At 70.2% G+C, this 24513-nt stretch carries 23 protein-coding genes; 14 read left to right on the top strand and 9 right to left on the bottom strand.

Going from position 1 to position 24513, the window contains the following annotated elements:
* Positions 1 to 91 precede the first annotated feature (91 nt).
* Entirely contained in the window at positions 92 to 2395 is a 2304-nt protein-coding gene (locus IW256_RS30305) for a ribonucleoside-diphosphate reductase subunit alpha (RefSeq protein ID WP_197014204.1), read from the top strand.
* A complete protein-coding gene (locus IW256_RS30300) occupies positions 2392 to 3390 on the top strand; it encodes a ribonucleotide-diphosphate reductase subunit beta (RefSeq protein ID WP_307829207.1) in 999 nt (332 codons plus the stop codon). The genes IW256_RS30305 and IW256_RS30300 overlap by 4 nt, the downstream gene beginning before the upstream one ends.
* Positions 3391 to 3445: 55 nt before the next feature.
* Here IW256_RS30300 and IW256_RS30295 read toward each other — a convergent pair whose 3' ends face one another.
* The 3 genes from IW256_RS30295 to IW256_RS30285 all read right to left on the bottom strand — a co-directional run bounded on the left by IW256_RS30295 (position 3446) and on the right by IW256_RS30285 (position 5774).
* Positions 3446 to 4075: a hypothetical protein gene (locus IW256_RS30295; protein WP_197014203.1), complete on the bottom strand. Its 630-nt coding sequence runs from the start codon at positions 4073 to 4075 to the stop codon at positions 3446 to 3448.
* The gene (locus IW256_RS30290; RefSeq protein WP_197014202.1) at positions 4068 to 5312 is read right to left on the bottom strand and encodes a hypothetical protein; all 1245 of its coding nucleotides are present in this window, start codon (positions 5310 to 5312) and stop codon (positions 4068 to 4070) included. Before IW256_RS30290 ends, IW256_RS30295 begins: the two co-directional genes overlap by 8 nt.
* 90 nt (positions 5313 to 5402) lie before the next feature.
* The gene (locus tag IW256_RS30285; protein ID WP_197014201.1) at positions 5403 to 5774 is read right to left on the bottom strand and encodes a PH domain-containing protein; all 372 of its coding nucleotides are present in this window, start codon (positions 5772 to 5774) and stop codon (positions 5403 to 5405) included.
* 272 nt (positions 5775 to 6046) lie between these two features.
* Between IW256_RS30285 and erm the strand changes: the two genes are divergently transcribed.
* A complete protein-coding gene (gene erm, locus IW256_RS30280; protein ID WP_197014200.1) occupies positions 6047 to 6838 on the top strand; it encodes a 23S ribosomal RNA methyltransferase Erm in 792 nt (263 codons plus the stop codon).
* 10 nt (positions 6839 to 6848) lie between these two features.
* On the opposite strand, the gene IW256_RS30275 is transcribed toward erm, so the two are convergent.
* Positions 6849 to 7862, bottom strand: coding sequence for a hypothetical protein (locus tag IW256_RS30275; protein ID WP_197014199.1), 1014 nt, complete (start codon positions 7860 to 7862; stop codon positions 6849 to 6851).
* 147 nt (positions 7863 to 8009) lie between these two features.
* On the opposite strand from IW256_RS30275, the gene IW256_RS30270 reads away from it, so the two are divergent.
* A complete protein-coding gene (locus IW256_RS30270) occupies positions 8010 to 8441 on the top strand; it encodes a YybH family protein (RefSeq protein ID WP_197014198.1) in 432 nt (143 codons plus the stop codon).
* Positions 8442 to 8443: 2 nt separating this feature from the next.
* Here the strand turns inward: IW256_RS30270 and IW256_RS30265 are convergent, their stop codons facing one another.
* Positions 8444 to 8806, bottom strand: a complete 363-nt coding sequence (locus IW256_RS30265) for a nuclear transport factor 2 family protein (protein ID WP_197014197.1) — start codon at positions 8804 to 8806, stop codon at positions 8444 to 8446.
* Between the two features lie 109 nt (positions 8807 to 8915).
* On the bottom strand, positions 8916 to 9581 hold the full coding sequence (locus IW256_RS30260) for a hypothetical protein (protein ID WP_197014196.1): 666 nt from the start codon (positions 9579 to 9581) through the stop codon (positions 8916 to 8918).
* A gap of 219 nt (positions 9582 to 9800) precedes the next feature.
* Here IW256_RS30260 and IW256_RS30255 point away from each other — a divergent pair, with 219 nt between their 5' ends.
* The 5 genes from IW256_RS30255 (at position 9801) to IW256_RS30235 (ending at position 14742) form a co-directional block, all read left to right on the top strand.
* Entirely contained in the window at positions 9801 to 10730 is a 930-nt protein-coding gene (locus tag IW256_RS30255; RefSeq protein WP_197014195.1) for a helix-turn-helix domain-containing protein, read from the top strand.
* Between the two features lie 446 nt (positions 10731 to 11176).
* Positions 11177 to 11857, top strand: coding sequence for a class F sortase (locus IW256_RS30250; protein ID WP_197014194.1), 681 nt, complete (start codon positions 11177 to 11179; stop codon positions 11855 to 11857).
* A gap of 106 nt (positions 11858 to 11963) precedes the next feature.
* Positions 11964 to 13181, top strand: a complete 1218-nt coding sequence (locus IW256_RS30245; protein WP_197014193.1) for a glycosyltransferase family 2 protein — start codon at positions 11964 to 11966, stop codon at positions 13179 to 13181.
* A gap of 3 nt (positions 13182 to 13184) precedes the next feature.
* Positions 13185 to 13349, top strand: coding sequence for a hypothetical protein (locus IW256_RS30240; RefSeq protein ID WP_197014192.1), 165 nt, complete (start codon positions 13185 to 13187; stop codon positions 13347 to 13349).
* A 148-nt stretch (positions 13350 to 13497) separates the two neighbouring features.
* On the top strand, positions 13498 to 14742 hold the full coding sequence (locus IW256_RS30235; RefSeq protein ID WP_197014191.1) for a PI-PLC domain-containing protein: 1245 nt from the start codon (positions 13498 to 13500) through the stop codon (positions 14740 to 14742).
* A 90-nt stretch (positions 14743 to 14832) separates the two neighbouring features.
* Here the strand turns inward: IW256_RS30235 and IW256_RS30230 are convergent, their stop codons facing one another.
* Positions 14833 to 15762, bottom strand: a complete 930-nt coding sequence (locus IW256_RS30230) for an LLM class flavin-dependent oxidoreductase (protein ID WP_197014190.1) — start codon at positions 15760 to 15762, stop codon at positions 14833 to 14835.
* Positions 15763 to 16134: 372 nt separating this feature from the next.
* Between IW256_RS30230 and IW256_RS30225 the strand changes: the two genes are divergently transcribed.
* Positions 16135 to 17112 carry an alpha/beta fold hydrolase gene (locus tag IW256_RS30225; RefSeq protein WP_197014189.1) on the top strand — a complete coding sequence of 326 codons (978 nt, stop codon included), beginning with the start codon at positions 16135 to 16137 and terminating at the stop codon, positions 17110 to 17112.
* 104 nt (positions 17113 to 17216) lie between these two features.
* Here IW256_RS30225 and IW256_RS30220 read toward each other — a convergent pair whose 3' ends face one another.
* The gene (locus IW256_RS30220; protein WP_197014188.1) at positions 17217 to 18221 is read right to left on the bottom strand and encodes an ArsR/SmtB family transcription factor; all 1005 of its coding nucleotides are present in this window, start codon (positions 18219 to 18221) and stop codon (positions 17217 to 17219) included.
* Between the two features lie 74 nt (positions 18222 to 18295).
* Between IW256_RS30220 and IW256_RS30215 the strand changes: the two genes are divergently transcribed.
* The 4 genes from IW256_RS30215 (at position 18296) to IW256_RS30200 (ending at position 23603) form a co-directional block, all read left to right on the top strand.
* A complete protein-coding gene (locus IW256_RS30215; RefSeq protein ID WP_197014187.1) occupies positions 18296 to 19684 on the top strand; it encodes a prolyl oligopeptidase family serine peptidase in 1389 nt (462 codons plus the stop codon).
* 527 nt (positions 19685 to 20211) lie between these two features.
* Positions 20212 to 20532 carry a hypothetical protein gene (locus IW256_RS30210; protein WP_307829204.1) on the top strand — a complete coding sequence of 107 codons (321 nt, stop codon included), beginning with the start codon at positions 20212 to 20214 and terminating at the stop codon, positions 20530 to 20532.
* Positions 20525 to 21193: a DUF6879 family protein gene (locus tag IW256_RS30205; RefSeq protein ID WP_197014186.1), complete on the top strand. Its 669-nt coding sequence runs from the start codon at positions 20525 to 20527 to the stop codon at positions 21191 to 21193. The genes IW256_RS30210 and IW256_RS30205 overlap by 8 nt, the downstream gene beginning before the upstream one ends.
* Positions 21194 to 21206: 13 nt before the next feature.
* Positions 21207 to 23603 (top strand): ATP-binding protein, encoded by a 2397-nt coding sequence (locus tag IW256_RS30200; protein ID WP_197014185.1) that lies wholly within the window; start codon positions 21207 to 21209, stop codon positions 23601 to 23603.
* A 2-nt stretch (positions 23604 to 23605) separates the two neighbouring features.
* Here the strand turns inward: IW256_RS30200 and IW256_RS30195 are convergent, their stop codons facing one another.
* Complete coding sequence (locus IW256_RS30195; protein ID WP_197014184.1) at positions 23606 to 24451, bottom strand: methionyl-tRNA formyltransferase; 846 nt, start codon at positions 24449 to 24451, stop codon at positions 23606 to 23608.
* Between the last annotated feature and the right edge of the window lie 62 nt (positions 24452 to 24513).

Here is a 24513-nt window from a genome sequence, read left to right as displayed (position 1 = left end):
TGCCCCGCGGGAGGCGGCGGGCGGTGCCCTGTGCCTTGTGCCGTGCGCTGCCGTGCCCGTCCCGCGGGGAAGCTCGCGAGGGAGAGAGCACGTGACACAGACACTCGCCGCACCGCCACGGGCACTTGCCGAGGAGGTCGAGCGGGCCTGCGCGGGACTGCCGGACGCCGACCCGGGCCGCGTCCTGGCGGCCGTACGGGACGGCGGGGAGGCGCGCGGGCAGGCCATCGCCGAGGCCGCCGCCCTGGTGGCCACGGAACCGGCGTACTCGAAGGTCGCGGCCAGGCTGCTGAGCCTGGAGATCGCGGACGAGGCCGCCGCGGAGGGCGTCCGCACGTTCGCGGAGTCGGTCGCCGCCTCGCACCGGGAGGGGCTGCTGGCCGACGGGCCCGCCGCGTTCGTCGCCGCCAACGCCGCGGCCCTGGACGCGCTGGTGGACGAGGCCGCCGACGACCGGTTCGAGTACTTCGGGCTGCGCACGCTCCACGACCGCTACCTGCTGCGCCATCCGCGGACGCGCCGGGTGCTGGAGCGCCCCCAGTTCTTCCTCCTGCGGGTGGCGTGCGGGCTCGCCGACACGGTCGAGGACGCCGCGGAGCTGTACGGGCTGCTCAGCACCCTGTCCTACCTGCCCAGCTCGCCCACGCTGTTCAACTCGGCGGCCCGCCGTCCCCAGCTGTCGTCGTGCTTCCTGCTCGACTCCCCGCGCGACGAGCTGGAGTCCATCTACGAGCGGTACGGCCAGATCGCCCGGCTCAGCAAGTACTCGGGCGGCATCGGGGTCTCGTGGAGCAGGGTCCGCTCGCGCGGGTCGCTGATCAAGGGCACCAACGGCCACTCCAACGGCGTCGTCCCGTGGCTGCGCACGCTCGACTCCTCGGTCGCCGCCGTCAACCAGGGCGGGCGGCGCAAGGGGGCGGCCTGCGTCTACCTGGAGCCGTGGCACGCCGACATCGAGGAGTTCCTGGAGCTGCGCGACAACACCGGGGAGGAGGCGCGCCGCACCCACAACCTCAACCTCGCCAACTGGATCCCGGACGAGTTCATGCGGCGGGTGGAGGCCGACGGGACCTGGTCGCTGTTCGACCCCAAGGAGGTCCCCGAGCTGGTCGACCTGTGGGGCGCGGAGTTCGACGCGGCCTACCGCAGGGCCGAGGGCGAGGGCCGGTACGTCCGGCAGGTCCAGGCACGGCGGCTGTACGGGCGGATGATGCGGACGCTCGCCGAGACCGGCAACGGCTGGATGACGTTCAAGGACGCCGCCAACCGGGCCTGCAACCAGACCGCCGAGCCGGGCCGCGTGGTGCACCTGTCCAACCTCTGCACCGAGATCCTGGAGGTCACCGGCGACACCGAGACCGCCGTGTGCAACCTCGGTTCGATCAACCTGGCCGCGCACACCCGGCCGCACCCCGACGGGGCGCCCCGTGACCCGGCGGACGGCATGGACTGGGCGCGGCTGCGCGCCACGGTGCGCACCGCCGTCCGCTTCCTGGACCGGACGATCGACCGCGGTTTCTACCCGACCGAGGAGGCCGCGGGCGCCAACCGGCGGTGGCGGCCGGTCGGGCTGGGCGTGATGGGCCTGGCCGACGTGTTCTTCAAGCTGCGCCTGCCGTTCGACTCGGCGGAGGCCCGGGAGCTGTCCACCCGGATCGCCGAGGAGATCGCGCTCGCCGCGTACGGGGCGTCGGCCGACCTCGCGGCCGAGCTGGGGCCCCTGCCCGAGTACGCGCGCACCCGGACCGCCCGCGGCGCCCTGCACGTGGACCACTTCCCGGACGCGGCCCCCGCCCGTACCGCCGAGTGGGACGCCCTGCGCGCCCGCGTCGCCGAGGTCGGGCTGCGCAACTCGCTGCTGATCGCGATCGCGCCGACCGCGACGATCGCGTCCATCGCCGGCTGCTACGAGTGCATCGAGCCGCAGGTGTCCAACCTGTTCAAGCGCGAGACGCTGTCGGGCGAGTTCCTCCAGATCAACGGCTACCTGGTCGCCGACCTGAAGGAACGGGGGCTGTGGACGCCCGCCGTCCGGGACGCGATCAAGCGGGCGAACGGCTCCGTCCAGGGCCTCACCGGCCTGCCCGCCGAGCTGCGCGAGCTGTACCGCACCGCCTGGGAGCTGCCGCAGAAGGCCCTCATCGACCTGGCCGCGGCCCGGACGCCGTACATCGACCAGAGCCAGTCGCTCAACCTGTTCATGGAGACGCCGACCATCGGCAAGCTCTCCTCGATGTACGCCTACGCCTGGCGCAGCGGCCTCAAGACGACGTACTACCTGCGTTCCCGCCCGGCGACCCGGATCACCCAGACGACGGTCACCCCGGCCGCCGCCTCCGAGGACGCCGTCATGTGCTCCCTGGAGAACCCCGAGACCTGCGAGGCGTGCCAGTGAGCCTGCTCGACCCCGGCATGGACCTGACGCTGCGGCCCATGCGCTACCCCGACTTCTACGAGCGCTACCGCGCCGCGATCCGCAACACCTGGACGGTGGAGGAGGTCGATCTGGCCTCCGACCTGTCCGACCTGGCCCGGCTCACCCCGGCGGAGACGCACCTGGTGAACCGGCTGGTCGCGTTCTTCGCCACCGGCGACTCGATCGTGGCCAACAACCTCGTGCTCAACCTCTACAAGCACCTCAACGCGCCGGAGGCCCGCCTCTACCTGTCGCGGCAGCTGTTCGAGGAGGCCGTGCACGTCCAGTTCTACCTGACCCTGCTGGACACCTACCTGCCCGACGCGGACGAGCGGGCGCGGGCGTTCGACGCGATCGAGCACATCCCCTCGATCAAGGCCAAGGCGGAGTTCTGCTTCCGCTGGATCGACTCCATCGGGGGCCTGGACGAGCTGCGCTCCGCGGCCGACCGCCGGTCGTTCCTGCTCAACCTCATCTGCTTCGCCGCGTGCATCGAGGGACTGTTCTTCTACGGGGCGTTCGCGTACGTCTACTGGCTCCGTTCGCGGGGGCTCCTCAACGGGCTCGCGTCCGGCACCAACTGGGTCTTCCGGGACGAGAGCATGCACATGGACTTCGCGTTCTCCGTCGTGGACACCGTACGGGCGGAGGAGCCCGGGCTGTTCGACACGGAGATGACCGCGCAGGTCACCCGGATGATGGAGGAGGCGGTGGAGGCCGAGCTGGAGTTCGCCCGCGACCTGTGCGGGGACGGCCTGCCCGGCATGAGCGCCGAGGACATGCGCCGCTACCTCCAGTACGTGGCCGACCAGCGCCTCGCCCGGCTCGGGCTGCCCGCGCGCTACGGGACGGCCAACCCGTTCACGTTCATGGAGTTGCAGGACGTGCAGGAACTGTCCAACTTCTTCGAACGGCGGGTCTCGGCCTACCAGATCGGCGTGGAGGGCAGCGTCTCGTTCGACGAGTCCTTCTGACCCGCCCGGCCTGCGCGAGGGCCCGGACCGGCCGCCGGTCCGGGCCCTCGCGCGGTCAGGCGGTGTTGATCCGGGGGAGTTCGGCGTCCAGCCGCTGGTCGATCAGCTCGGCGAACGCGGGCAGGTCGCCGCGGCGGCGGCGCAGGATCTCCCGGGAGCCCGGCCACACGCTGTAGGCGAGGCCGCCGACCGCGGCGCGGCGCACGCCCGGCACGGGGTCGTCCAGCCCGCGTTCGAACGCCTCCAGATGGGGAGCGGTGTCCGGCAGCAGGGCGTGGCCGGGCGAGTCCGGGTCCTCGGGCGCCGTCTCCGCCGCCACCATGGCGGCACTGTGCTGCTGGAAGTCCAGCGCCTGCAGCGCCCGCATGCGTTCCAGCGGGTCGGCGGCGGTACGGGCCCGTTCCACCAGCTCGGGGCCGCGTTCCAGGCGCAGCTCGGCGACCAGCCGCTCGGCGAACGGCGCGGGCTGGGCCTCCACGTGGCGGAGGCCGGTCCGATGGTCCTCGACCAGGCTGGCCTGGCCCTCGGGAGCCCGCCACGTCCAGCAGCGGGGGCCGGTGACGGTGCGCGGCATGTCGTTCTCCAGCACCCAGCCCGCGCCGGCGGCGTGGGCGAACACGCTCGCGGACGAGGTGCCGGCGGGCAGCGTCCCGCCGGTCCAGTTCCCGCCGGGCGCCTCACTCATCGCCGTCCTCCTCGTCCTCGTCGTCCTCGTCGTCCCAGGCGGCGCCTTCCTCGAAGAGGTCGGGATGCCCGTCGCCGGTGCCCCGGTCGAGGATCGCGTGAATCTGGTCGGCGATCTCCGTCTCGGTCTCGGTCAGCGCGTGTTCCTCCATCAGGAACTCCAGGTTGTAGCGCAGCGCGAAGTTCAGCAGGTGCACCCGGATGGGCGGATCGCCGTGCGAGAAGTACGGCCGGAGCCGGTCGACCGCGTCGAGGTCCCCGTGGGCCAGCGCCAGCGCGATCTCCATCTTGCCGAGGATGTGGCCGGGGTCCTCCTCGACCGCCAGCTCCCGTTCCCACAGGTCCAGCGGCCGGAAGTCGAAACCGATCAGCGCGCCCACCACGTCCACCGGGAGGTCGACGGGGAAGGTGCACCCGAACTCGGCGTTCATCCGCTCGATGACGCCGTGGTCGGGGCTGGGCCGGTACCGGGCCTCGGCGACGAGGAGCCGCCCGCCGTGCGCCTCGATGCCCAGGTACGAGCCGGAGGCCGCGGTCCGCCAGGTCATCGACGGGACCCCGGGGCTCTGCTTCAGGTAATCCCGGTGCACCACCCCCATGGTGACCGGGCCGAGGTGCTCGTCGGGGTACGGATCGTCGGCGACGACGCTCCCCCACGACATCCCCTCGGTGAAGGTGTTCATCGTGTAGTACCGGTCGAGTTCCAGGCCGTCGATGGGGACGAACTCGCCGCTGTAGACGTTCGGCACCCTCATCTGGTCGGCGTACCCCATGAACCCCCGGGACGTCTTGGGCAGCGTGGCGCGCACGGGCTTCGTGGACGGGAACAGCCCCTCCATCGCCCGCCGCATCCCCTCCGTACTGGCCTCCTCGGCGGGAATCCACAGGAAGGGCGGATAGGTGACGTTCGGGGCGAGCAGCGGCCGGTCCGGTTCGCGGGTGTCGACGTACCAGGCCGCCTCGTGCTCAAGGCCGAACCCGCCCACGTACCCCGGGCCCGACGCGACCCGCACCATGTGGGGGCGGTGCCGGTCGATGTACTCCCGGGTCGCCCGGCTGTGCATGATCCCGTCGAAGACGGTCTCGTCCTCCCCGCCGTCCGCGCGGATGTCGCCGGCGTCCAGCCAGGTGATGCCGAGCGCGGCCGGGCCGGGGTCGGCCCGCAGCCGCGCGAGCCATTCCGGTGGGCTCTCCGCGAGCGCCGCGGCGGCGCCCGGGTCCTTCTCGGTCTTCGTCATGCCTCACCGCCAGAGCTTTGTTGATCTTGGGTTCCGGCAGGAGTACCACGCCGGTACGCCGTTTTTCCGGCGGACCGGCGATGACCGAGGTCAGAGCGAGATGTGATGCATGATCACGTTGTGCACGTGGTGGGTCTTGTCCTCGCCCCGGAACTCCACCTCGTACAGCTGGGTGCCCACGTGGATCGCGATCGCCCCGCTGGAGAAGAACGAACCGGCGAACGACTTGTTGCTCACCACGCTCACCGAGCTGATCCGCGAGTAGGGGATGCTGGTGATCGCCATCCGCTTGCCCACGAACGACTTGTCCTGGATGATCACCCGCCGGTCGGTCAGCCCGATGAACCCGGTGCCGGCGCCCACCGCGTCGTACACGGCGATGATCTGCTCTCCCGGCAGCAGCCCGCTCTCGATCTGCTTGAGCTGCCCGGACCTGTCGTGCGGAACCCCGCCGCGACCCATACCGCCTCCCCGCGCGTGCCGTCTCCCAGTACGACGAGCGCGCCGCGCCGTCCGTTCCGGCCGGAAAACCTGTTGGACGGAAGGCGCGGGACGGCTAACGTGCCCTCCGTGTCAGTGTGTGCAGGGATAGCCACGAGTGCAGGGGTTGCGATGATACGGCTGCGCCGCTCATAGCGGCGGCCTGATCCATTTCACGCGCCGCCGCTTCTGCGAGTCATCGCCGAGCGGCGCATTCGTGCTGCCCGGCTTCGCCACGAAGCCGCGGAGAATCCTTGCCCACGTACCACCATGGCCGGCATGAGTTCGGCCAGAACTTCCTCATCGACACCCCCACGATCGACGGCATCGTGGACATCGTCGCCCGCACCGACGGGCCCATCATCGAGATCGGCCCCGGGGACGGCGCGCTGACGCTGCCCCTGGAGAAGCTGGGGAGGCGGCTGACCGGAGTCGAGATCGACGGCCGCCGGGCCGCCCGGCTGGACCGCCGTACCGGCTCCTCGACCTCCGTCGTCAACGCCGACTTCCTGCGCTACCGGGCACCCGCCACACCCCATGTGCTGGTCGGGAACCTGCCCTTCCACCAGACGACCGCCATGCTCCGGCGGATCCTCCGCTCACCGGGCTGGACCGACGCCGTGCTGCTCGTCCAGTGGGAGGTCGCGCGGCGCCGGGCCGGGGTCGGCGGAGCCACGATGATGACGGCGCAGTGGTGGCCCTGGTACGACTTCGTCCTCCACCGCCGGGTCCCGTCCACGGCGTTCCGGCCCCGGCCGGGCGTCGACGGCGGGCTGATGACCATCACGCGGAGGGCTCCGCCGCTGATCGACCGGGCCGAGCGCGAGCCGTACCAGGACCTCGTGCACCGCGTCTTCACCGGCAGGGGACGCGGCCTCCCCCGGATCATCGCCGCCGCGGCGCCCGAACTCCCGAGGCGCGAGGTCGCGGCCTGGGCGCGCGGGCACCGGATCGGCCCCGCGTCCCTGCCGAAGGACCTGAACGCCCGGCAATGGGCCGAACTCTTCCTGCTGCGCGATCCCCGGGGAGCCCCCCGACGACGCTGACCGTCCGCGCTCACCGGCGGTCCAGGACCGGCCCGCGGTCCTGGGCCGCCCGCCGCGCGGCCCACAGCCCGAGCAGGACGGCGCCCGCGAGGAAAGCGGTGTTGTGCGCGTACTTCGCCGCGGGGGACACCTCGCCCAGCGGCTGCGCGAGGAACCCGACGATCGCGTTCGCGACCAGGACGCCCGTCGCGAGCGCGGCGGTGTGCGTCGCCCGCCAGCGTACGGAACGGGTGAGGCGGACGAGGACGGCCGTGCTCGCGGCCAGGATCGCGGCGCCGCCCGCGACGCCCGGCCAGGTCGTCGGGAGGAACTGGAACCCCAGCGCCGCGACCAGCGCCGCCGCCGCGAGGGCCGGCGCCGGCGGCACGGCCGCGTCCGTACGCGCCGGGCGGCGCCGTCCCGCGGTCGCGGCGAACGCGGCCAGCGCCGCGACGGCCACCAGCGCGCCGGTCAGCTGCGCCGGGGTGGCGTGGTCGGACTGCGTCCGCAGGTGATCGACGAGGATCAGCGCGGCCGAGGCGAGGTAGAGGAGGACCATCAGCACCAGCCCGGGCCCGCGGAGCCACGGCCGCCCGGCGAGCCGCGGGGACAGCGACTCGGCCAGCGCGATCGGCGCCCCGTAGCTCCAGATCACGTGACCCGCGAGGAACGACAGGGTCGTGTACGCGGCGATGCCCAGCGAGGGGACGAAGGTCGGCCGGACCATGTCGTCCCAGAACTCGATGTCCCGGTACGACTCGCTGAACATCGACTGGTCCACCGCCCCCGCCTGGAGGACGGCGAAGGCCAGCGCCAGCGCGACGACGCCCGGCCAGCGCATCCCGGAACGGCGCGCGACCTCCCGGATGAGCACGGCGGGCGCCCCGTACAACGGTGCGAGCAGCAGCAGGCCGCCCAGCAGCGCGAGCGGGTCACCGGTGCTCGTGTCGTACCCGACCAGGTACTCCGCGCACATCGGTGACAGCACGAGGAGCCCGAGCACGGGCAGGAGGCGGGCCGGGGGACGGGCCGTGAACGTTCGCATGCGGCGACGCTAGGAGTCACCGGTCACCCGGCGATTCGGCCCTTGGTCGACGTTTCGCCGACCAGAGCCGGTAGGGCGGCCGACCAAGGTAGCCATGGGGTTCCGCCGCTTGACCTCGACCAAGGTCGAGGTCGCAGGATCGAGAGCATGAACGAAGCCGATGAGCGCGAGATCAGGGATGTGCTGGCGCGGTACACCGACCTGTGGATCCGGCACGAGATGGACGGCTGGGGCGCCCTCTTCACCGAGGACTGCGACTTCATCACCCACCAGGGCATCTGGTGGAGGACGCGCGCGGAGAACGTGGCGGGGCACAAGGACGTCCCCGCCCCCGTCCTCGCGCAGAAGGGGAACTACACGCAGGACGTCGTCGGCGTCCAGGCGGTGACGCCGGACGTCGCGATCGTCCACACCGCCTGGTCCTGGCCCGGGCACGTCCCGTCCGGCTCGGCCGGACCCGAGGACCGGCGGGGGCTCGTCACCCTGGTCATGACGAAGGCGGGGGGCCGCTGGCTGATCCGCGCCGCGCACAACACCAGGGCCGACGGGTTCCCTCCGCCCGCCGGAGCCTCGGGGTGAGGTCAGCGCGGCGTCTGCTGGTGGAAGGTCATCTTCCAGCCGTCCTCGCGCCGCACGTACCCGCTACTGACCAGGGCGGAGTAGTCGGGCATCCCGTCCCTGCGCGCGGTGACGCCGTACGTGACGATCGCGGTGTCGGGGGTGGGGGAGAGGGCCCGGACGTCGTCCAGCTCGTACGAGGACCAGGGCTGACCCGCCATGGACTTCAGGATCTTCGTCCGGTCGTCGAGCATCATGCCGCCCGGAAGGAGCATCACGACCGTGTCGTCGAGAACGCGCTCGTAGAACACGGTGGCCTCCTCCGGGGTCGAGGACAGGGCCTGCCAGCCCAGCCGTTCGAGGTCGACCGGCGCGTTGTCCCCCATTTGCGCTCCCTTCTCGATGATCAGCGAGAGTACCCGGAAAGGCCCGTCCCCATGCCCCCGCAGGGCCGGGCCTTTCCGGGCGTCAGGGCCGCCAGGGCCCGTCCCCAGGTCAGGCGTGGCGCCGGTAGCCGTCCAGGCTGATCACCGGAGCCATGACCGGACGCTCGCGCCCCTTGACCGCGGCCACGGTCTCGGTGGTGCGCAGCCAGCCCTGGTGCGTCCGCCCGCCCACCTCGAGCTGAACGCAGGGTGCGTAGGTGTCCGGATCGATGCCCTCGTACCCGTGCCGGATGATGGACCGGTAGATGTCGTCCGAGGTCACGAGCACCAGGGGTTCGCGGGACCGCCGCAGGGCCCGTTTCACCCGTTCGTCGTCCAGCAGCCGGAACGCGACGTCGAGCGATTCACCGAAGCACCCGCGCCCGTCGTACAGGACCTCGCCCGCGTGCACCACGGCACGCAGCCGGAACCGGTCGGCCGGACGGCGCGCGTTGTGTCCCGCGAGCAGCCTGCCGAGAGCAGGGACGACGGTGTCGAGCAGCACGGTCTTGGGGGCCCGGTCCACGGGACGGATCAGCGTCAGGGCGCCGTCCCCCCGGTCGATGAGGGGATCGTGGTGGCGCCGGTCGATCCCCGCCGCGAGCAGGGCGGACTCGAGCAGCTCGTAGAGGGCGGCCCGCAGGCGCGCCTTGACGGGGTCGGTGCTGCCCGTGGACCCCTCGATGTCCACGGCGAGGATGGTCCGGTGCAGCGGGGTCGAACGTGCGTTGGTCATCTCCGCTCCAGCTGGTCGGGTGCGGGCGGCGGCGCCCCCGCACCCGCGGAGGGTCCCCTTCTTGCCGCACCGTCATGAATCAGACTGAATCGCAGCCCAGGTCCGCGTCAACTGACTTTCCGCCGTGGGGGCCGCGAATAACCGGTTGACATGCGAAGCGCGGCCCTGCTGTACTCGTCCGGGGAACTGAATCGTTTTGAATCAGCGCGTGGTGGGGGCATGGCGGGGGGCGTGGAGAGCGGGTCCGGCGCGGACAGGCGCCGGCGACTGGCCGCCGAGCTGAGACGGGTCCGCGATCTGGCCGGGATCTCGGGACGGGAACTGGCCCAGCGGATCGGGCTCAGCCAGCCGACGGTGTCGCGGATCGAGTCGGGCTCCAAGCTCCCCTCCGTCCCCGAGGTGCTCGCCTGGGCCGACGCCACGGGCGCGACCAGGGAGACGAGGGACCTCCTGGTCGCCCTGACCGAATCGGTCTTCACCGAGGTGCGCGCGCCGGACACCGCATCGCGCGGGCGCCCCCTTCCGCAGGACGATCTTCGCGGCGTGGAGAGGGCCGCCCGGCGGATCCTCGTTCACCAGCCGTCCATGATCCCGGGACTGCTCCAGACGGCGGAGTACGCCCGCCGCGTTCTCATGCTCGCCGAGCCGCCCTGCTCGCCGTCGGAGCTGCCCAACGTCCTGAGGGCGCATATGGACCGCCAGCTCGTCCTGTTCGACGAGGGCAGGACGTTCCGGTTCCTCCTCACGGAGTCGGCACTGCGCTGGCGCCCGGGTTCCCCGGGGCTGCTGCTCGCCCAGCTCGACCGTGTCGCCTCGCTGAGCACCCTGGGGAATGTCTCCATCGGGCTCATCCCCCAGGGGACCGAGGCCGCGACCATCCCCGCGCACGGATTCGTGCTCGTCGAGCACGGCGAGGGCGAGGACGGTGGCGCGCTGGTCATGACCGAAACCGTGCACGCCGACCTGAAGGTCAGCGACCCGGAGGAAATCGGCCTTTACCGGAAGCGGTGGTCCGGTCTGGAGCGGATGGCCGTCTTCGGGGACGAGGCCCGCGCCTTCCTCGCACGGATCGGCGCCGACGTGCGGCAGTCCGGGGACGGGCGCCCGGCGGACGGGCGGCGGGCCGACGAGCCCGTTGACGACCGCTGACGCCATCCCGGCGCCCGAGAAGGAGCCCCACGATGTCGCCCCCGTCTCTGCTGGCCTCCATGGTCCATGGGGCCTGGTCGGTGTGGCGGGGCTGGTGAGAGCCATTCCGGGTGGGATCGAAGGCCGCATTCGGACAGTGATCTTTGTAGACCACCGGGCTTCCGGTCGCGTCGCCGTGCAGGTCGTGCGGGGGCGCGACCAGGGCTGTTGCGAGGTTTGTACAGGTCAGAAGCCCTCTGAGTGGGAGTGGGGAGCGGGCTGGCCTGCGGCGGTGGCGCCGAGCGTGGTGGGGACGGGGGTGAGTACACCGTCACGACGCATGCGCTTCACCTTGCTCACCTGCGGATTTACGTCACATCTGGCTCAAATGCCTCTGATCTGGATATACCGTGCAGCGACGCCGCCGTTGGTGGCGATGGCATCCCAAGGTCGAGGTCGGAGGGGCGATGGCGCGATCCCTGGAGCGTCGTGGTCGGCGCTCGCGCGCCTGGCCGGCCGCCGCCGTCGCTCTGGGGGGTGTGGTCGCGGCGACGGCCTTCGCCGTGCAGGCCTTCCAGGGAGGACCCGCCGTCACGGCCGCGCCGCCGGTGCCCGCACCGGACGCGTCCGTCCCCGAGGCGGCCGGAACGGGCACCGGCGGCGCGGCCGTGCTGCCGCGTTCGGCGCCGGTACGGCTGGAGATCCCGCGGATCGGTGTCCGTACGCCGCTGATGCCGCTGGCCAAGAACCCGGACCGGACCGTCGAGGTGCCGCCGTTGAGCAGGGCCCGGGAGGCCGGGTGGTACCGGCCGGGGGCGGCTCCCGGAAGCCGGGGCGCGGCGGTGATCATCGGGCATGTCGACACGGCCCGGGGGCCGGCCGTCTTCTACCGGCTGGGGGAGCTGCGGCCGGGGGACCGGGTGAACGTGGCGCGCGCCGACGGGCGTACCGCCGCGTTCCGGATCGACTCGGTGGAACGTGCCAGCAAGAACGGATTCCCGACGCGGAGGGTCTACGGCGACCCCGGGTACGCCGCGATCCGGCTGATCACGTGTGGCGGCCGGTTCGACCGCGCCACCGGGCACTACGTCGACAACGTCATCGCGTACGGGCGCCTTCTGCGTCCCGGCGCAGCGGAGAGCACGTGACGTCCTGGTGAAGTCCTCGTCCCTGCCGGCCGACGCCGGATCAGTACCCTGCCGGAGGCCGCAGCGGTTCGCCCGGAGCGTGCACGCCGCGCCGCCCGTGCCCGCCATGCGGGGGACGGCCGCGCCGGGCCATCTGGCGTTCCCCGCGGCCTGGGGGTCGGCCGGGGCCTCCCCCACGGTGACCGTCCCCGACGTGATCCGGCGCGAGCCCGAGCCCCGCCCGGAACCCGTACGCGACAAGGACGGCAAGCGCGGGCTGCCGCCGGTGGACGTCGCCGACATGAGGGTGACGGTGCTGATCCCGGCCCACAACGAGGCCAAGCAGATCACCGAGACGATCGCCTCGCTGCGGCGGCAGGAACGGCCGCCGGACCAGATCGTGGTGATCGCCGACAACTGCACCGACGCCACGGCCGCGCTCGCCCAGCTCTGCGGCGTCGAGATCGTCGGCACCCGGGACAACCGGCACAAGAAGGCCGGCGCCCTCAACCAGGTGCTGGACCGGCTGCTGCCGATCTTCGGGCCGCTGGACGCGATCATGGTCATGGACGCGGACTCGGCGCTCGACCCGGGGTTCATCCGCCACGGGCTCGACCACCTGGCCGGGGGCCGCTACGCGGCGGTCGGCGGCACGTTCACCGGCAAGCCCGGCGGTGGCGCGGTCGGCATGTTCCAGCGCAACGAGTACGCCCGGTACGCGCGGGACGTACGGCGGCTGCAGGGCAAGGCGCTGGTGCTGACCGGCACGGCCACCATCTTCCGCGCCCAGACGCTGCAGGAGGTGGTCGCCGCCCGCCGGGAGCGGACGCTGCCCGGCCTGCCGCACGTCTACGACGTCCGGGTGCTGACCGAGGACAACGAGCTGACCCTCGCGATCCTCCACCTCGGCTTCCGGATCCTGTGCCCCAGGGAGTGCACGCTCACCACCGAGGTGATGCCGACCTGGGGGGACCTGGCCAGGCAGCGGCTGCGCTGGAAGCGCGGCGCCCTGGAGAACCTCATCGACTACGGCTGGACCCCGATCACGCGGCCCTACTGGGGACGGCAGCTGCTGTCGCTGGTCGGCATCGTGGTGATCACGGCCTATCTGCTGTCGCTGGCCTACTCGGTCATCTGGCTCGGCGGCATCCAGATCAGCCCGCTCTGGGCGGGCATCACGGTGATCTTCATGCTGGAGCGGGTGGTGACCGTGCGCCGGCGCGGAACGCTCCAGATGGCCCTCGCGGGCACGATCGTCGTCGAGATGGTCTTCGACGTCTTTCTCCAGATCGTCCAGGCCCGTGCCTTCTGGCAGGCCGCCTGGCGAAAAGAAAGGAAGTGGTGATCCATGTACAACACGCCCCCCATCGGTGGCGTCGCCGCCGGGTTCGGCGGCGCCGCGGCCGCGTCCCCCTGGATGGGTGTCCAGGCCCTGTGGCTGGGCCTGGCCCTCTTCACGCTCGTGTCCGCCGGTCTGGCCGTGAAGCGCATCCTGCCCGCGCGGAAGGGCTGACCTCGCGAGAGCACGAAGGCCGGGGCCCCCACCCCGGCCTTCACCGAGCCTGGCCCCTTTCCGGCTGGGCCCGCAGCCCGGATCTCCAGGCCCGGATCAGGGTCCCGGGACCCTGGAGCCGCCGGGCGTCCGGGATGATCATCTCTGGGTGGAAAGCCACGACCGGGGGGCCGGGTCCATCGAGTACATCGCGGTCGTCCTGCTGATCGCCGCGATCGCCGCCGCCGTCTCCACCTCCGATGTCGGTGCGACCGTCGTCCGCGGCTGCGCCGCCGCGATCTGCCGCGTCACCGGTGACGGCGCCTGCCCGCTGAACGGGCCGGACGGCGACCGGCGGCAGACCGGCACTCTCGCCGCGCCGTCGCCCACCCGCCCGACCAAGCCACCGATCCCCAAACCGGTCTGCCGGCGCAATCCGAACGCATCCTGGGTCGACCGCCTGAACGCGCACAACGACTACCAGAACAGAAGGCCGCTGACCGACTCGCTCAACAACGGAGCGACCAGCGTGGAGGCCGATGTCTGGTGGGAGGACGGCGAGCTGAAGCTCAAGCACGACCAGGACACCGCCAAGGTCGGCACCCTCCGAGACAAGTACGTCGACCCGCTGATCGAGCGGGCCCGGCGGCAGGGCGCGATCTACCCGGGCCGCACCGAGCCGTTCCAGATCTTCATCGAGGTCAAGAGCAAGCCCAAGAGCGCCGCGTACGACGAGATCCTCAAGGAGATCGCGGACCTCCCGCCCGGCGTCCAGGTCGTGCTGGCCACCGACGCCACCACCGGGGACGAGGCCGAGCTGAGGAAGGTCGTCGACGCGCCGCCGAACGTCACCTTCTCCACCGACTTCGACGACTGCCGTATCCCGCCGCGGCTCGACCCCGGCAGCCCGCACTACGACCACGCGTACGCCCAGCGCGTCTCCGTCCTGAACGGCAGCTTCAAGGAGTGCGTCTCCCCGAACGCCAACCTCAACGCCGACGAGAAGGCCGCGTTCACCCGGCTCGTCCAGGAGGTCCACGACGCCGGCCTCAAGGTCCGGATATGGGGCGGCCCCGACGGCGAGTTCCGCTCCGACTGGCTCGCCAGCGGCAAGCCGTTCGGCGGTGACAACCCCTTCATGGGCGACAACGACTCCAACGGCGACTTCACCTACTGCCCGCCCGGCCTGGACGACTGCGCCAGGGCGAACCACATCGGCTGGATGGACCTCCAGCTCCAAGCCGGGGCCGACTACCTGCCCACCAACCACCTCACCACGGGCGCCGAACATCTCAAGTACTGCGGCGACGTCCCCCGCCCGCCCGTCTACACCACCCCGCCGCCGCCGACCGGCAAGCCGGCGCCCCCGACCCATCTCCCCAGCCCCTCGGCCGGCCCCGCCCCGCGCCGCTGACCCCGCCCCGCCGCCCGCGCGCCCCCGCCACACGTTGCCTTGCGGAGAGTTGTCGCCGTACGCGGCCCCGAGACGGCAACTCGCCGCAAGTCAACGCGCGGGCGCCACCGGGTGAGCCTTCGCGATCGCCTCGCGTACGGCCGGGACGATCTCCTTGGCCCAGCGTCCGAGGGAGAGGTCGTCGTGCTCGGCGCGACCGGGCGGGAAGAGGATGAAGCCCGACGCGCCATGCTCCAGTACGGCCCCGGTCAGTTCCTCGGCCCACTGAGCGGCGGAGCCGCCGATCCAGCGGCCGTCGCCGTCACGTGTGGCGGCCAGCGGCCGGTCGGAGATGAGGCCGGGGAAATTGAAGATCGTGCGGATCTCGCGGGGATCGCGTCCGGCGCCGGCGGCCGCCTCGTCGATGACCGGACGCGACGACCGGTACCGTTCGCTGAGCCAGTCCGCCGCGTGGCCGGGGATCCAGCCGTCGGCCACCCGCCCGGTGGCCGCCAGCGATTTCGGGCCGACCGATCCGGTCCAGACCGGGGGCGCGGGCACGGGAGCCGGCTCGATCCGGTCGACCTGGTGGTGGCGACCCCGGTAGGTGACCGGCGGGCCGCCGCCCGACAGCTTCTTGACCAGGACGATCGCCTCCTCGAAGGCGTCCACGGCCTCGCCCGGTGAGAGGCGCGGCACCCCCATGTCGGAGATCCGGTCCCACAACCCGCCCGCGCCCATGCCCAGCACGACGCGTCCGCCGGAGAGGGCCGACAGCGACGTCACCGTCCGCGCCAGCATCGGAGCGGGCCGGGTCGGCAGGTTGGTGACGTTGGCGAGGCCGGCGACGCGCTCCGTGCGCCCGAGGATGAAGCCGATCGCGGCGTACGCGTCCAGGCGCCCGCCGAAGTAGGGATGGTCCGACAGCGAGAAGACGTCGAGCCCGTCACGGTCGGCCTGCCGGGCCAGGCGCAGCAGTTCCGGAACGTCTTCGACGCTGGTATGCGCACCGAAGCCGAAGACGATGTCTTGTACGGACATTGGCCTGCCTTTCGTTCGAGGGCCACGGCCGGACGGCGCCGCCCACGCCGAGACCTCGGTGTTTCGCCGCCCGCTGCCCTCCGGTGGCCGGGACGGTACGCCTCATGACCGAGCCCCTCAGGAATCTGTTCGTACTGCGAACCATATTAGTTCGTGCTACGAACTTCAATCCGAGTGGCGCGCCGTGCCCGGCGGCGCCCCTGTCCCGTACGGACCCCTGTCCCGTACGGACCCCTGTCCCGTACGGACCCCTGTACCGTGCGGGCCTCTGCCCGTCCGGGCCTATGTCCCGTGTAGTCCCTCCGTGTCGTCCCCGAGGTTCATGGCCTATGCTGATACTGCGAACAGCGATCGCAGTAATCGGGAGGTGGCATGAGCGTGTCGTCGACGAACGTATGGACGCCGGTCCGCTGGGCCGAGAACGAGGGAGTTCGGCTGGCCTACGACCGGCTGGTCACGGGCGGCGACGGAGAGCCCCTCCTCTTGATCATGGGACTCGGAGCGTCCCGCCAATGGATTCCGGACGGACTGTGCGAGACGCTGGCGGCGCAGGGGTTCGCCGTGGCCCGCTATGACCAGCGCGACGCCGGCGAGTCGACGCACCTGCCGCCGACCGCCACCGGCAACCCCTTCGCCGCGCTGTTCGGCAAGCGCGGGACCGCCTACACCGCCGAGGACATGGCCGATGACGCGATCGCCGTCCTCGACGCCCTGGGGTGGCGTTCGGCGCACCTGTTCGGCCAGTCGCTCGGCGGAGCCATCGCCCAGCGCGTCGCGCTACGGCATCCGGGCCGAGTCCGCACGCTGACCTCGATGTCCGCCGTCCCCGGTGACACCGCGGGCCTGGGCACCCTCCGCTACCTGCGGATGGGCACCCTCGCCAAGCTCGCCCGCCTGGACTTCCCCGACACCCCGGAGGGCGCCATCGAAGCCGGCGTCGCCGTTGCCCGCCTCTGCGCCTCGCCCGGCCATCCGTTCGACGAACGTGCGGCGCGGGAGACGTCCCAACGCGTCGCCGACACCGGCATCCACGACCCGCAGGCGCAGAGCCGCCAGATCGGCGCGCAGTGGCACGGCCCCCCGATCACCTCGATCGCCGTGCCCACGCTGGTGATGCACGGTGACGGCGACCCCCTGATCCGGCCCGCCGCCGCCCGCAGGACGGCGGCACGCATCCCCGGCGCGCGGCTGGCCATCCTGCCCGGCGTCGGCCACGACCTCCCCAGGCCCATGTGGAACGAGATCGCCACCCGGATCCGCGGTCTGGCGGACACCGGATCCCGGCGGCCGGGCGGCGACGGGGACCCGGGCGGAGAGCCTGGAGGGGAGTCGGTCGGCCGCGCCCAGTGAGTCCCCACGCCTTCCGCGGACGCCGTCAACGCCTTCGGGCCGGGCGAGGTGTCGATATCGGACATCACATGATCGGCTCTGGTCTGCTGCCTGCCGGCCGCGCGCTACGACTCCCGCGCCGCGTTCAGGTCGCCGCCGCCGCGAGACCGTGTGCCTTGGCCGTGCAGGAGCCGTTCACCAAGGGGCGTCAGCGTGTGAAGCACCGTCTTGCCCCGGCGGCGGCTGGTGATGAGACCGGCGCCGCGCAAGGAGGTGGCGTGCTGGGACGCGGACGGCGCGCTGACGCCGAGCCGGGCCGCCAGCGTCCCGGTCGTGAGCTCCCCGTCCGCGCCGAGCAGCCCGATCATGGCCGCGCGGGTTCGGCCGAGCACCTTGGGCAGCGCGTCGGGTGCGCGGCCCGCCCCGGTGAACGGCCTGGGGACGGGAAGCACGACGGTCACCGGGCCGTCGGCGGTGACCAGGACGCGCGGTCCCGCGACGAAGAGCGAGAAGGTGATCACGAGCCCGCGCCCCTGGAGGCGGACGTCGCCGGCGCGCAGGGTCTCGATCTCCAGGACCGGGGGCGTCCAGCGAACGGCGTCGTGCAGGCCGCCCAGCAGGCCGTCGATTCCACCGCCGGCCATCCTCCGGGCGTGCACCGAGGCCTCGGCGCGCTGGTGCGCGCTCAACTCGGACCACGCGTCCGCCAGCGCGGCCCGGTGGAAATCGCGGAGGCCGCGGATCAGGATCCGCATCGTCTCCCCGTCCCCGGCGGCGAGGCGGGGCAGCCACGACGCCGGCGGTCGCGGGCCGTACGTCTGCTCCAGCTCGGCGCGCAACCGCCGTACGGGCGTCGAGGCGACGGCGTCGAGCTCCGGTTCGAGTCCCGGCACGCGCGTGTACGGCGTCAGGAAGTCGGGGAGGCAGCGTCCGGGCGGTACCAGGTCGAGAAGGAACCGTGAGGGGCCGGTGAGTCCGGTGCGCGTGCGCGACCGCCACGAACCGGGAAGCGGCGCCGGCCCCGTCCCGCGCGACGCCTGGGCGCCCAGCACGGTCTGGCCGACCGGTGAGAGACCGGGCGTGATGCGTATCCGGGTGAGGTCCTCGTAGCCGAGCCAGAGCCGGAGCATGGCCGGAACCTATGTCATTTCGACCATTTCCGAAATGATTGCGGTGCGTCCGGCGGCTCGGGGAAGGTGCGGGCATGCACCGACTCCGGCTGGTCCGTCTTGCCGTTCCCCTGATGGTGTTCGTGGCCGTCGCCACGGTCGCGCTGCCCGTTCGTGCCGGGAACGGCACGAGGGTTCATGAGGGCGACATCGGCGGGGCTCCCTACCGGGTCGAGGTCCCGAGCCGCTGGAACGGGACGCTCCTGCTGTGGAGCCACGGCGCGTACGGCCTGGAACTGCCACCGCCCTCGGAGATCGCGCTGATGAACCACCCGGCCACACGGCAGTGGCTGCTCGACCAGGGATACGCGCTGGCGGCCTCCCAATACCGCGTGGTGCAGGGCTGGGGCGTGGTCGAGTCCGGGCTGAGGGACCAGATCGCCCTGCTCGACTGGTTCGGCGCGAACGTCGGCGAGCCCAGGCGCACCGTCTCGGCGGGTGCGTCGGCCGGTGGGCTCATCGCCCTGCTCCTCGCGGAACGCCATCCCGGCCGCTTCGCCGGTGTCGCCTCCCTGTGCGGGGTGCTCGGCGGTACGACTGGTCACCTCAACAGCGCCCTCGACGCGAACCACGCGATCAAGACGCTGCTCGCGCCGGACCTGGAACTGGTGCGCGCCAAGGATCCGGACGCGAACGCCGCCAAGGCCCGCCAGGTGCTCACCACGGCTCTGGACGACCCTCGCGGACGCGCCCGCCTCGCCCTCGCCGGCGCGCTGGCGGACGTCCCCGGCCGGTACGCGTCCCGGGCGCCCGCCCCCGCATCGGTCGCCGACCAGGTACGGCAGCAGTACTTCTACGCGTACTACGACCGGGGCGGCCTCTGGGGCGCCGACCGCGCCGACATCGAGACCCGCGCGGGCGGGAACCCGTCCTGGAACACCGGTGTCGACCACCGGGCCCTCCTCGCCCGCTCCAGCCGGAAGGACCTGGTGAAACGGGCGTACCGCGAGGCCGGCCTCAAGCTCGGCGAGGATCTCGAACGCCTCAACGCGGCGCCGCGCGTCCAGGCCGACCCCCGCGCCGTCGCCTACCTCGACCGGTACGGGACTCCCCGCGGCCGTACACCCTGGCCGGTGGTCACCCTGCACTCGACCGACGACGGCACCGTCCCGGTGGAGAATCAGAGGTGGTACGCCGAGCGCGTCAGGCGAGCGGGCGACCCGGCGAAGCTGAGGCAGCTCTACGTCGATCGCGGCTACCACTGCACCTTCACCGCGTCCGAGGAGATCGTGGCGCTGCGCACCCTCCTCGGCCGCATGGACACCGGCCGCTGGGGCGACACCCGTCCGGCGTCGCTCAACAAGGCCGCGGATGCGTTCGGCCCTGACCGCCAGACCGTGTTCGACCTGTCCCCCGAGCCCGGCATGCACCCCACGACCCCGGCCTTCACGCACCACCGTCCCGGCGCCTACCTCCGCCCCTGACCCCTAGAGGCCGTGTCCTGCCTCTAGGAGCACGTTGACTTGCGGCGAGTTGCTGCCGTGCGGCGCCTCGGGGGCGTAACTCGCCGCAAGTCAACGAACGGACGAACGCGGCGACGCGGCGAACGGCCTTGTACAGCGCAGTAGAACAACACTGAAGTTCCTGGTGGTGCGGTCGAGCCTCGGGCGACTCCGCATTTACCAGGAACTTCACCTGTTAATGATCATATCTCGCAAATCTTGCCCACCTCGTGACCGGGGCCTCCAGGAGGGAAACGGCTCACCTCATGAACCTCTAGAGGTGAGAGACGAGGCTGTGAGGCTGAGATTCTCAGGAAGCCTGTAGTTGCCCATGCCTCGGTGGCGATTCGTTTCTGGCGGGACACGTGATCAACAGATTGGTTAAGTCGAAGGCGGCAACACGCATCATTCGTGATGTTCTAGTGCATAAGCTGCACAACTTTCGCAAAGTACCAGGCGCTTCTATTCAGAGTCGTTGACCGCGGTCATGTCGGCAAGCTACTGTCAGGGTGGGCATCTTCTGCGCGCTGGAATACCCACAAGTCAAGATGGAGTCCGTCATGGCGGAAAAATGGGAAGCCGATGCTGCCGCAGATTTCAAACGGCGTCTTGGGAAGTCGGCTCACGAGCTTGGTACTACTTCCGGTGACGCAAGCTGTCCGGACATATGGGAGCTCGACAATGGCGACATCGCCGTGATCGGAACGGAACTCACAGGTGTGTATCGCCAGAGGCTTCCTGCCGGTGTCTCTGTGGATCCGGGTGAGAGCCTTGTCGTCATCCCTCGCAGCACGATCGTAGCAGCGAAGACGGATATTCCTGATGAGTAGGCCCCTCCTCGAGAGCGCCGGCGGCGAGGTGCTGAGTCTCGAGGACTACTATGCCGACTTCAAAGAGAACTTCGCCGCCGCCGGTGAATTCTGGAAGCTGGAGCGCGGTCAAGAATTCGCGGAGCCTGGCAATGCCAGCTGGGAAGCGTTCAATCACGGCGACTGGCAAGAAGCGATGCGCCTGCTCGAAGAGCAGCGTGCCGACCTGATCGACTATCATTCGAAGGCTGCCGCTCGCGGGTTGCGGGCTCATCGGATCCGGATCGTCACGTTGCCTCTCACTCCGTATCTCCAGTGGGAGCTGAACGCCTTGAAGATCAGAGACGAGACGGGCGGCATCATCCGCGTTCTCAAGCTGGAAGAGATAAGCGGCCTTGAGGAGCATGGCCCACTGCCGGAGATCTATACGATGGACGACCGGGTCATGTACGAGGCAATATACGATGAGAACGGTGTATTGGAGAATGCTCGCCGGTTCACCGACACAGAGCTCGTGCGACGGTGTCGTGACTTCATCATCGATCTGTGGCAGATCGGAGAACCGATCGGCAGCTTCTTCCGTCGTGAGGTGGCACATCTCCCACCGGCCCCCTCGCCCGGCACTGCCGTCCGACCGGATTATCTGAAGGTGAGAGGTCGTCCGGGCCCGATCCGCTCGTAGTTGGTCGTCGACGATGCAGCGGCCATCAGATGATCGTGGAGAGTCGCACCCGCAGGAGAATCGCGCGGACATCGCAGACGTCGGCGGGAGCATTTTCCAAGCACGGGACATCAGCGGCGGGATCAGCGTCTACAACACCGGCACGATCGGGCGGGCAGGGGCACCGCCACGGCAGCTTCCAGGTGATATATCGCATTTCATCAATCGGACCGCCGAACTGGCGGCGCTCGAGAATATGCTGACGGCCGCTCCGCAGGGCGACCAGGTCATACCGAGGGTGTTCGTCATCTCTGGCTCTGCTGGAGTCGGGAAGACCGCACTGGCTTTACGGTGGGCGCATACAGTGCGTTCCCGTTTCCGGTCCGGTGACCTTTACGTCAACCTCCGCGGTTACGACGACGGGCCTCCTCAAGACCCCGCCTCGGCGCTCGACCGGATGCTGAGAGCACTGGGCATGCGAAATGCGGATATCCCGCGCGACGTCGAGGACCGCGCGGCGGTCTTCAGGACACTCACGTCAGACCGAGACATCCTCATTCTCCTTGACAACGCCGTATCGACAAGCCAGGTCAGACCGCTCCTGCCCGGCTCGGCCAAACCGCTGGTGATCGTGACGAGCCGGAGTACGCTCCCGGCCCTCGCCGTACGAGACGGCGCGACAAGGGTCCATCTCGACACACTTCGCAAGGACGACGCGCTGGCGCTGCTGAAGGCCGTGAGTCAGCACGGGCGAAGCGACAGCGATGCCGAACTCCAGGAACTCGCGCAACTGTGCGCGCGGCTCCCGCTCGCTTTGCGCATCGCAGGGGAGCGCGCCGCGTCCCATCCCATGATGCGGCTCGCTGAGCTGATCGATGACCTGCGTGACGACTCCCTCATCTGGGACGCGCTGAGCCTGGGCGATGATTCGGCTACCGAGGCGGTACGAACCGTCTTCACCTGGTCCTACCGCGCCCTATCAGCAGACGCCGCACGCTTGTTCCGCCTGCTCGGTGTGAATCCGGGTACGGATCTCAGCCTGCCTGCGGCCGCCGCCCTCGGCGCAACGCCCATTCGCGCCACACGCCGCGCGCTTGACCTGCTCACCGGTGCCTTCATGGTGACGGCCTCGGCCCCCGGTAGGTACGAACTCCACGACCTGCTGAAGGCATACGCACTGGCCGAGGCACGTACGACCGACTCCTCCAGCGCACTCCAGGCGGCCATCCGCCGGCTTTCGGCCTGGTACTCCGCGACCGTCGAGCAGGCAGCGGGATCACTCTCCCCTGGCGACGTCGTGCACGTCCCCGTCGAGGAGCCGGGCATCCCAGCGCCGTTGACCTTCGCCGGCCCGGCAACCGCCTATGACTGGTTCGAACTCGAGCGGCAGAACCTCGTGGCGACTGCCCGCACCGCGCTCGAGTACCAGCAAGCCGAAGCGGCCTGGTCGCTCTCGATGGCCACAAGCGTCATCCATACGCACCACTTCACCTTCGATGACTGGGCGGTGATGAGTGAGGTCGCCGTAGCGGCCGCACAAGCCATCGGTGACCCGCTTCGCCACGCGAAGGCACTCGACAACAGAGGGAAGTACTTCTTCCGCAGGGGGCTCCTGGCCGAAGCGCGCCAGACATTTGATCAGGCACTTCAGCTCCGGCGAGAGCACGGCGACACCCGGACGGTCAGCGAATCACTCAATGCCATGGGCCTCGTCTGCCTTCGGCAGCGGGCGTTGGGTGAGGCGATAGGCTATTTCAGCCAGGCCGCAGCCGGATTCGAGTCCGTGGCGGATGCCCGCTGGGTAGCATTGACGCGCTCCAACATCATGGAAGCACATCTCGAGATGGGAAACGCCGCCGCCGCTCTCACTCTGGCTTCCGGCCTACCTGAAACCTTTCAGCGACTGAACGACGCCGCCTCGTATGGAAACGTCTGTTGGCTGATCGCCTGGGCGGAACGAATCGGGGGCGACCTTGAATCCGCTGCAACGAACATCGCTCTGGCGCTAGGTGTCGCGGAAGAGGCGAGCAATCGGATGTGGGAAGGCTTTTGGCTCATCGAGGCAGCCCGCATTCACCGTGCCGCGGGGGCTCTGGACGAGGCGATGAACTGCTGCGTCATGGCGGCCTCACTGCAGAGGCAGATAGGTGATACCGGCAGAGAGGCGATGGCGCTGGACTGTACCGGTGAGGTTTTTCAAGCCCTCGGGAACTTCGATGACGCTCTCGCCTTCCACAGCCATGCCCTTCGCATGTACGAATCCGTTGGGGACGTCTGGCACGTGGCCGTGAGTATCGCGAACCTCGTCGCCTGCCACAAGGTTCGTGGAGACACCACGCGCGCACGTGAGCTGTCCGCACGTGGGCTGAAACTTCTGCAGCCTTTCAATGACAGCCGCGCCCTCAGCCTACGTGAACGGCTCTCGGACTGACCTCACATAGGCTCATATTCCGTGATCCAGAGCGGACCGTCCGCACAATCAACGACGAGACCCTCCTGCTTGACGAGACTCGTCCGAAGGACGCGGACGCGGTGTCCGCCGATCTCCACGACAGGACCAGAGCCGCCGTGGAGAAATCTGAACGCGCGCACCTGATGATGTGCGTCCAGCCTGCTCCGCCCCCACGTGATCTCTTCCCACTCGGGCGGCGGAAAGCCCGCATACGTGGCCGACTCCTCCGCCTGGGCCGTACCCTGGGCGCCTGCCAGCACCATCAGGAGAGCTCGTTCGAGCAGCACAGGAAGCCCTGTTCGCACCAGACCCCACGTATCCGCAGGAGACACGACCTCGGGTAGGCGCCCGACCACCCCCTGCGCAAGGATCGGGCCCGCGTCGATCTTCTCGGTCATACGGTGCACGGTCAGGCCCAGTTCCGCGTCACCGTTTCGTACAGCCCAGGGGATTGGCGATGGGCCACGATACCTGGGAAGCAGGGAAGGGTGAATATTGAGCGCACCATAGCGGGGAGCCTGAAGGACCTCGGAGGGAATTCGCCAGTTGAACCCGAAGACCACCAGGAGGTCTACTTCGTAGCCGCTGAGCATCGGCTGGAGATCTGCCGAACTGCTCGGTAGGAGTAAGTCGATACCTGGCGGAAGTTCCTTTATGGTAGCGGTCATTCCGGAGAGGATGTCCGGCTCTGGCGGTTCGTTCGGACGCATCGATCGACTCATGAAGTACACAACAGGACTGTGTCCCAACTTGCTCAACACGCCGTTCAGCAGAGCAAATTGATCTGGACCATAGGATGCGACGGCAACGCGAAGACCTTCGCTCATGCGAGCCACCTTAGCTGATGTCGAAAGAGCGAGCTTGTGTTTCTGTGGAGCTCACGAGTGAT

This window comes from Actinomadura viridis (genome assembly GCF_015751755.1).
Classification (GTDB): domain Bacteria; phylum Actinomycetota; class Actinomycetes; order Streptosporangiales; family Streptosporangiaceae; genus Spirillospora; species Spirillospora viridis.
The sequence above is the reverse complement of the archived record's forward strand: the minus strand, read 5'-3'. Positions and strand labels throughout refer to the sequence as shown.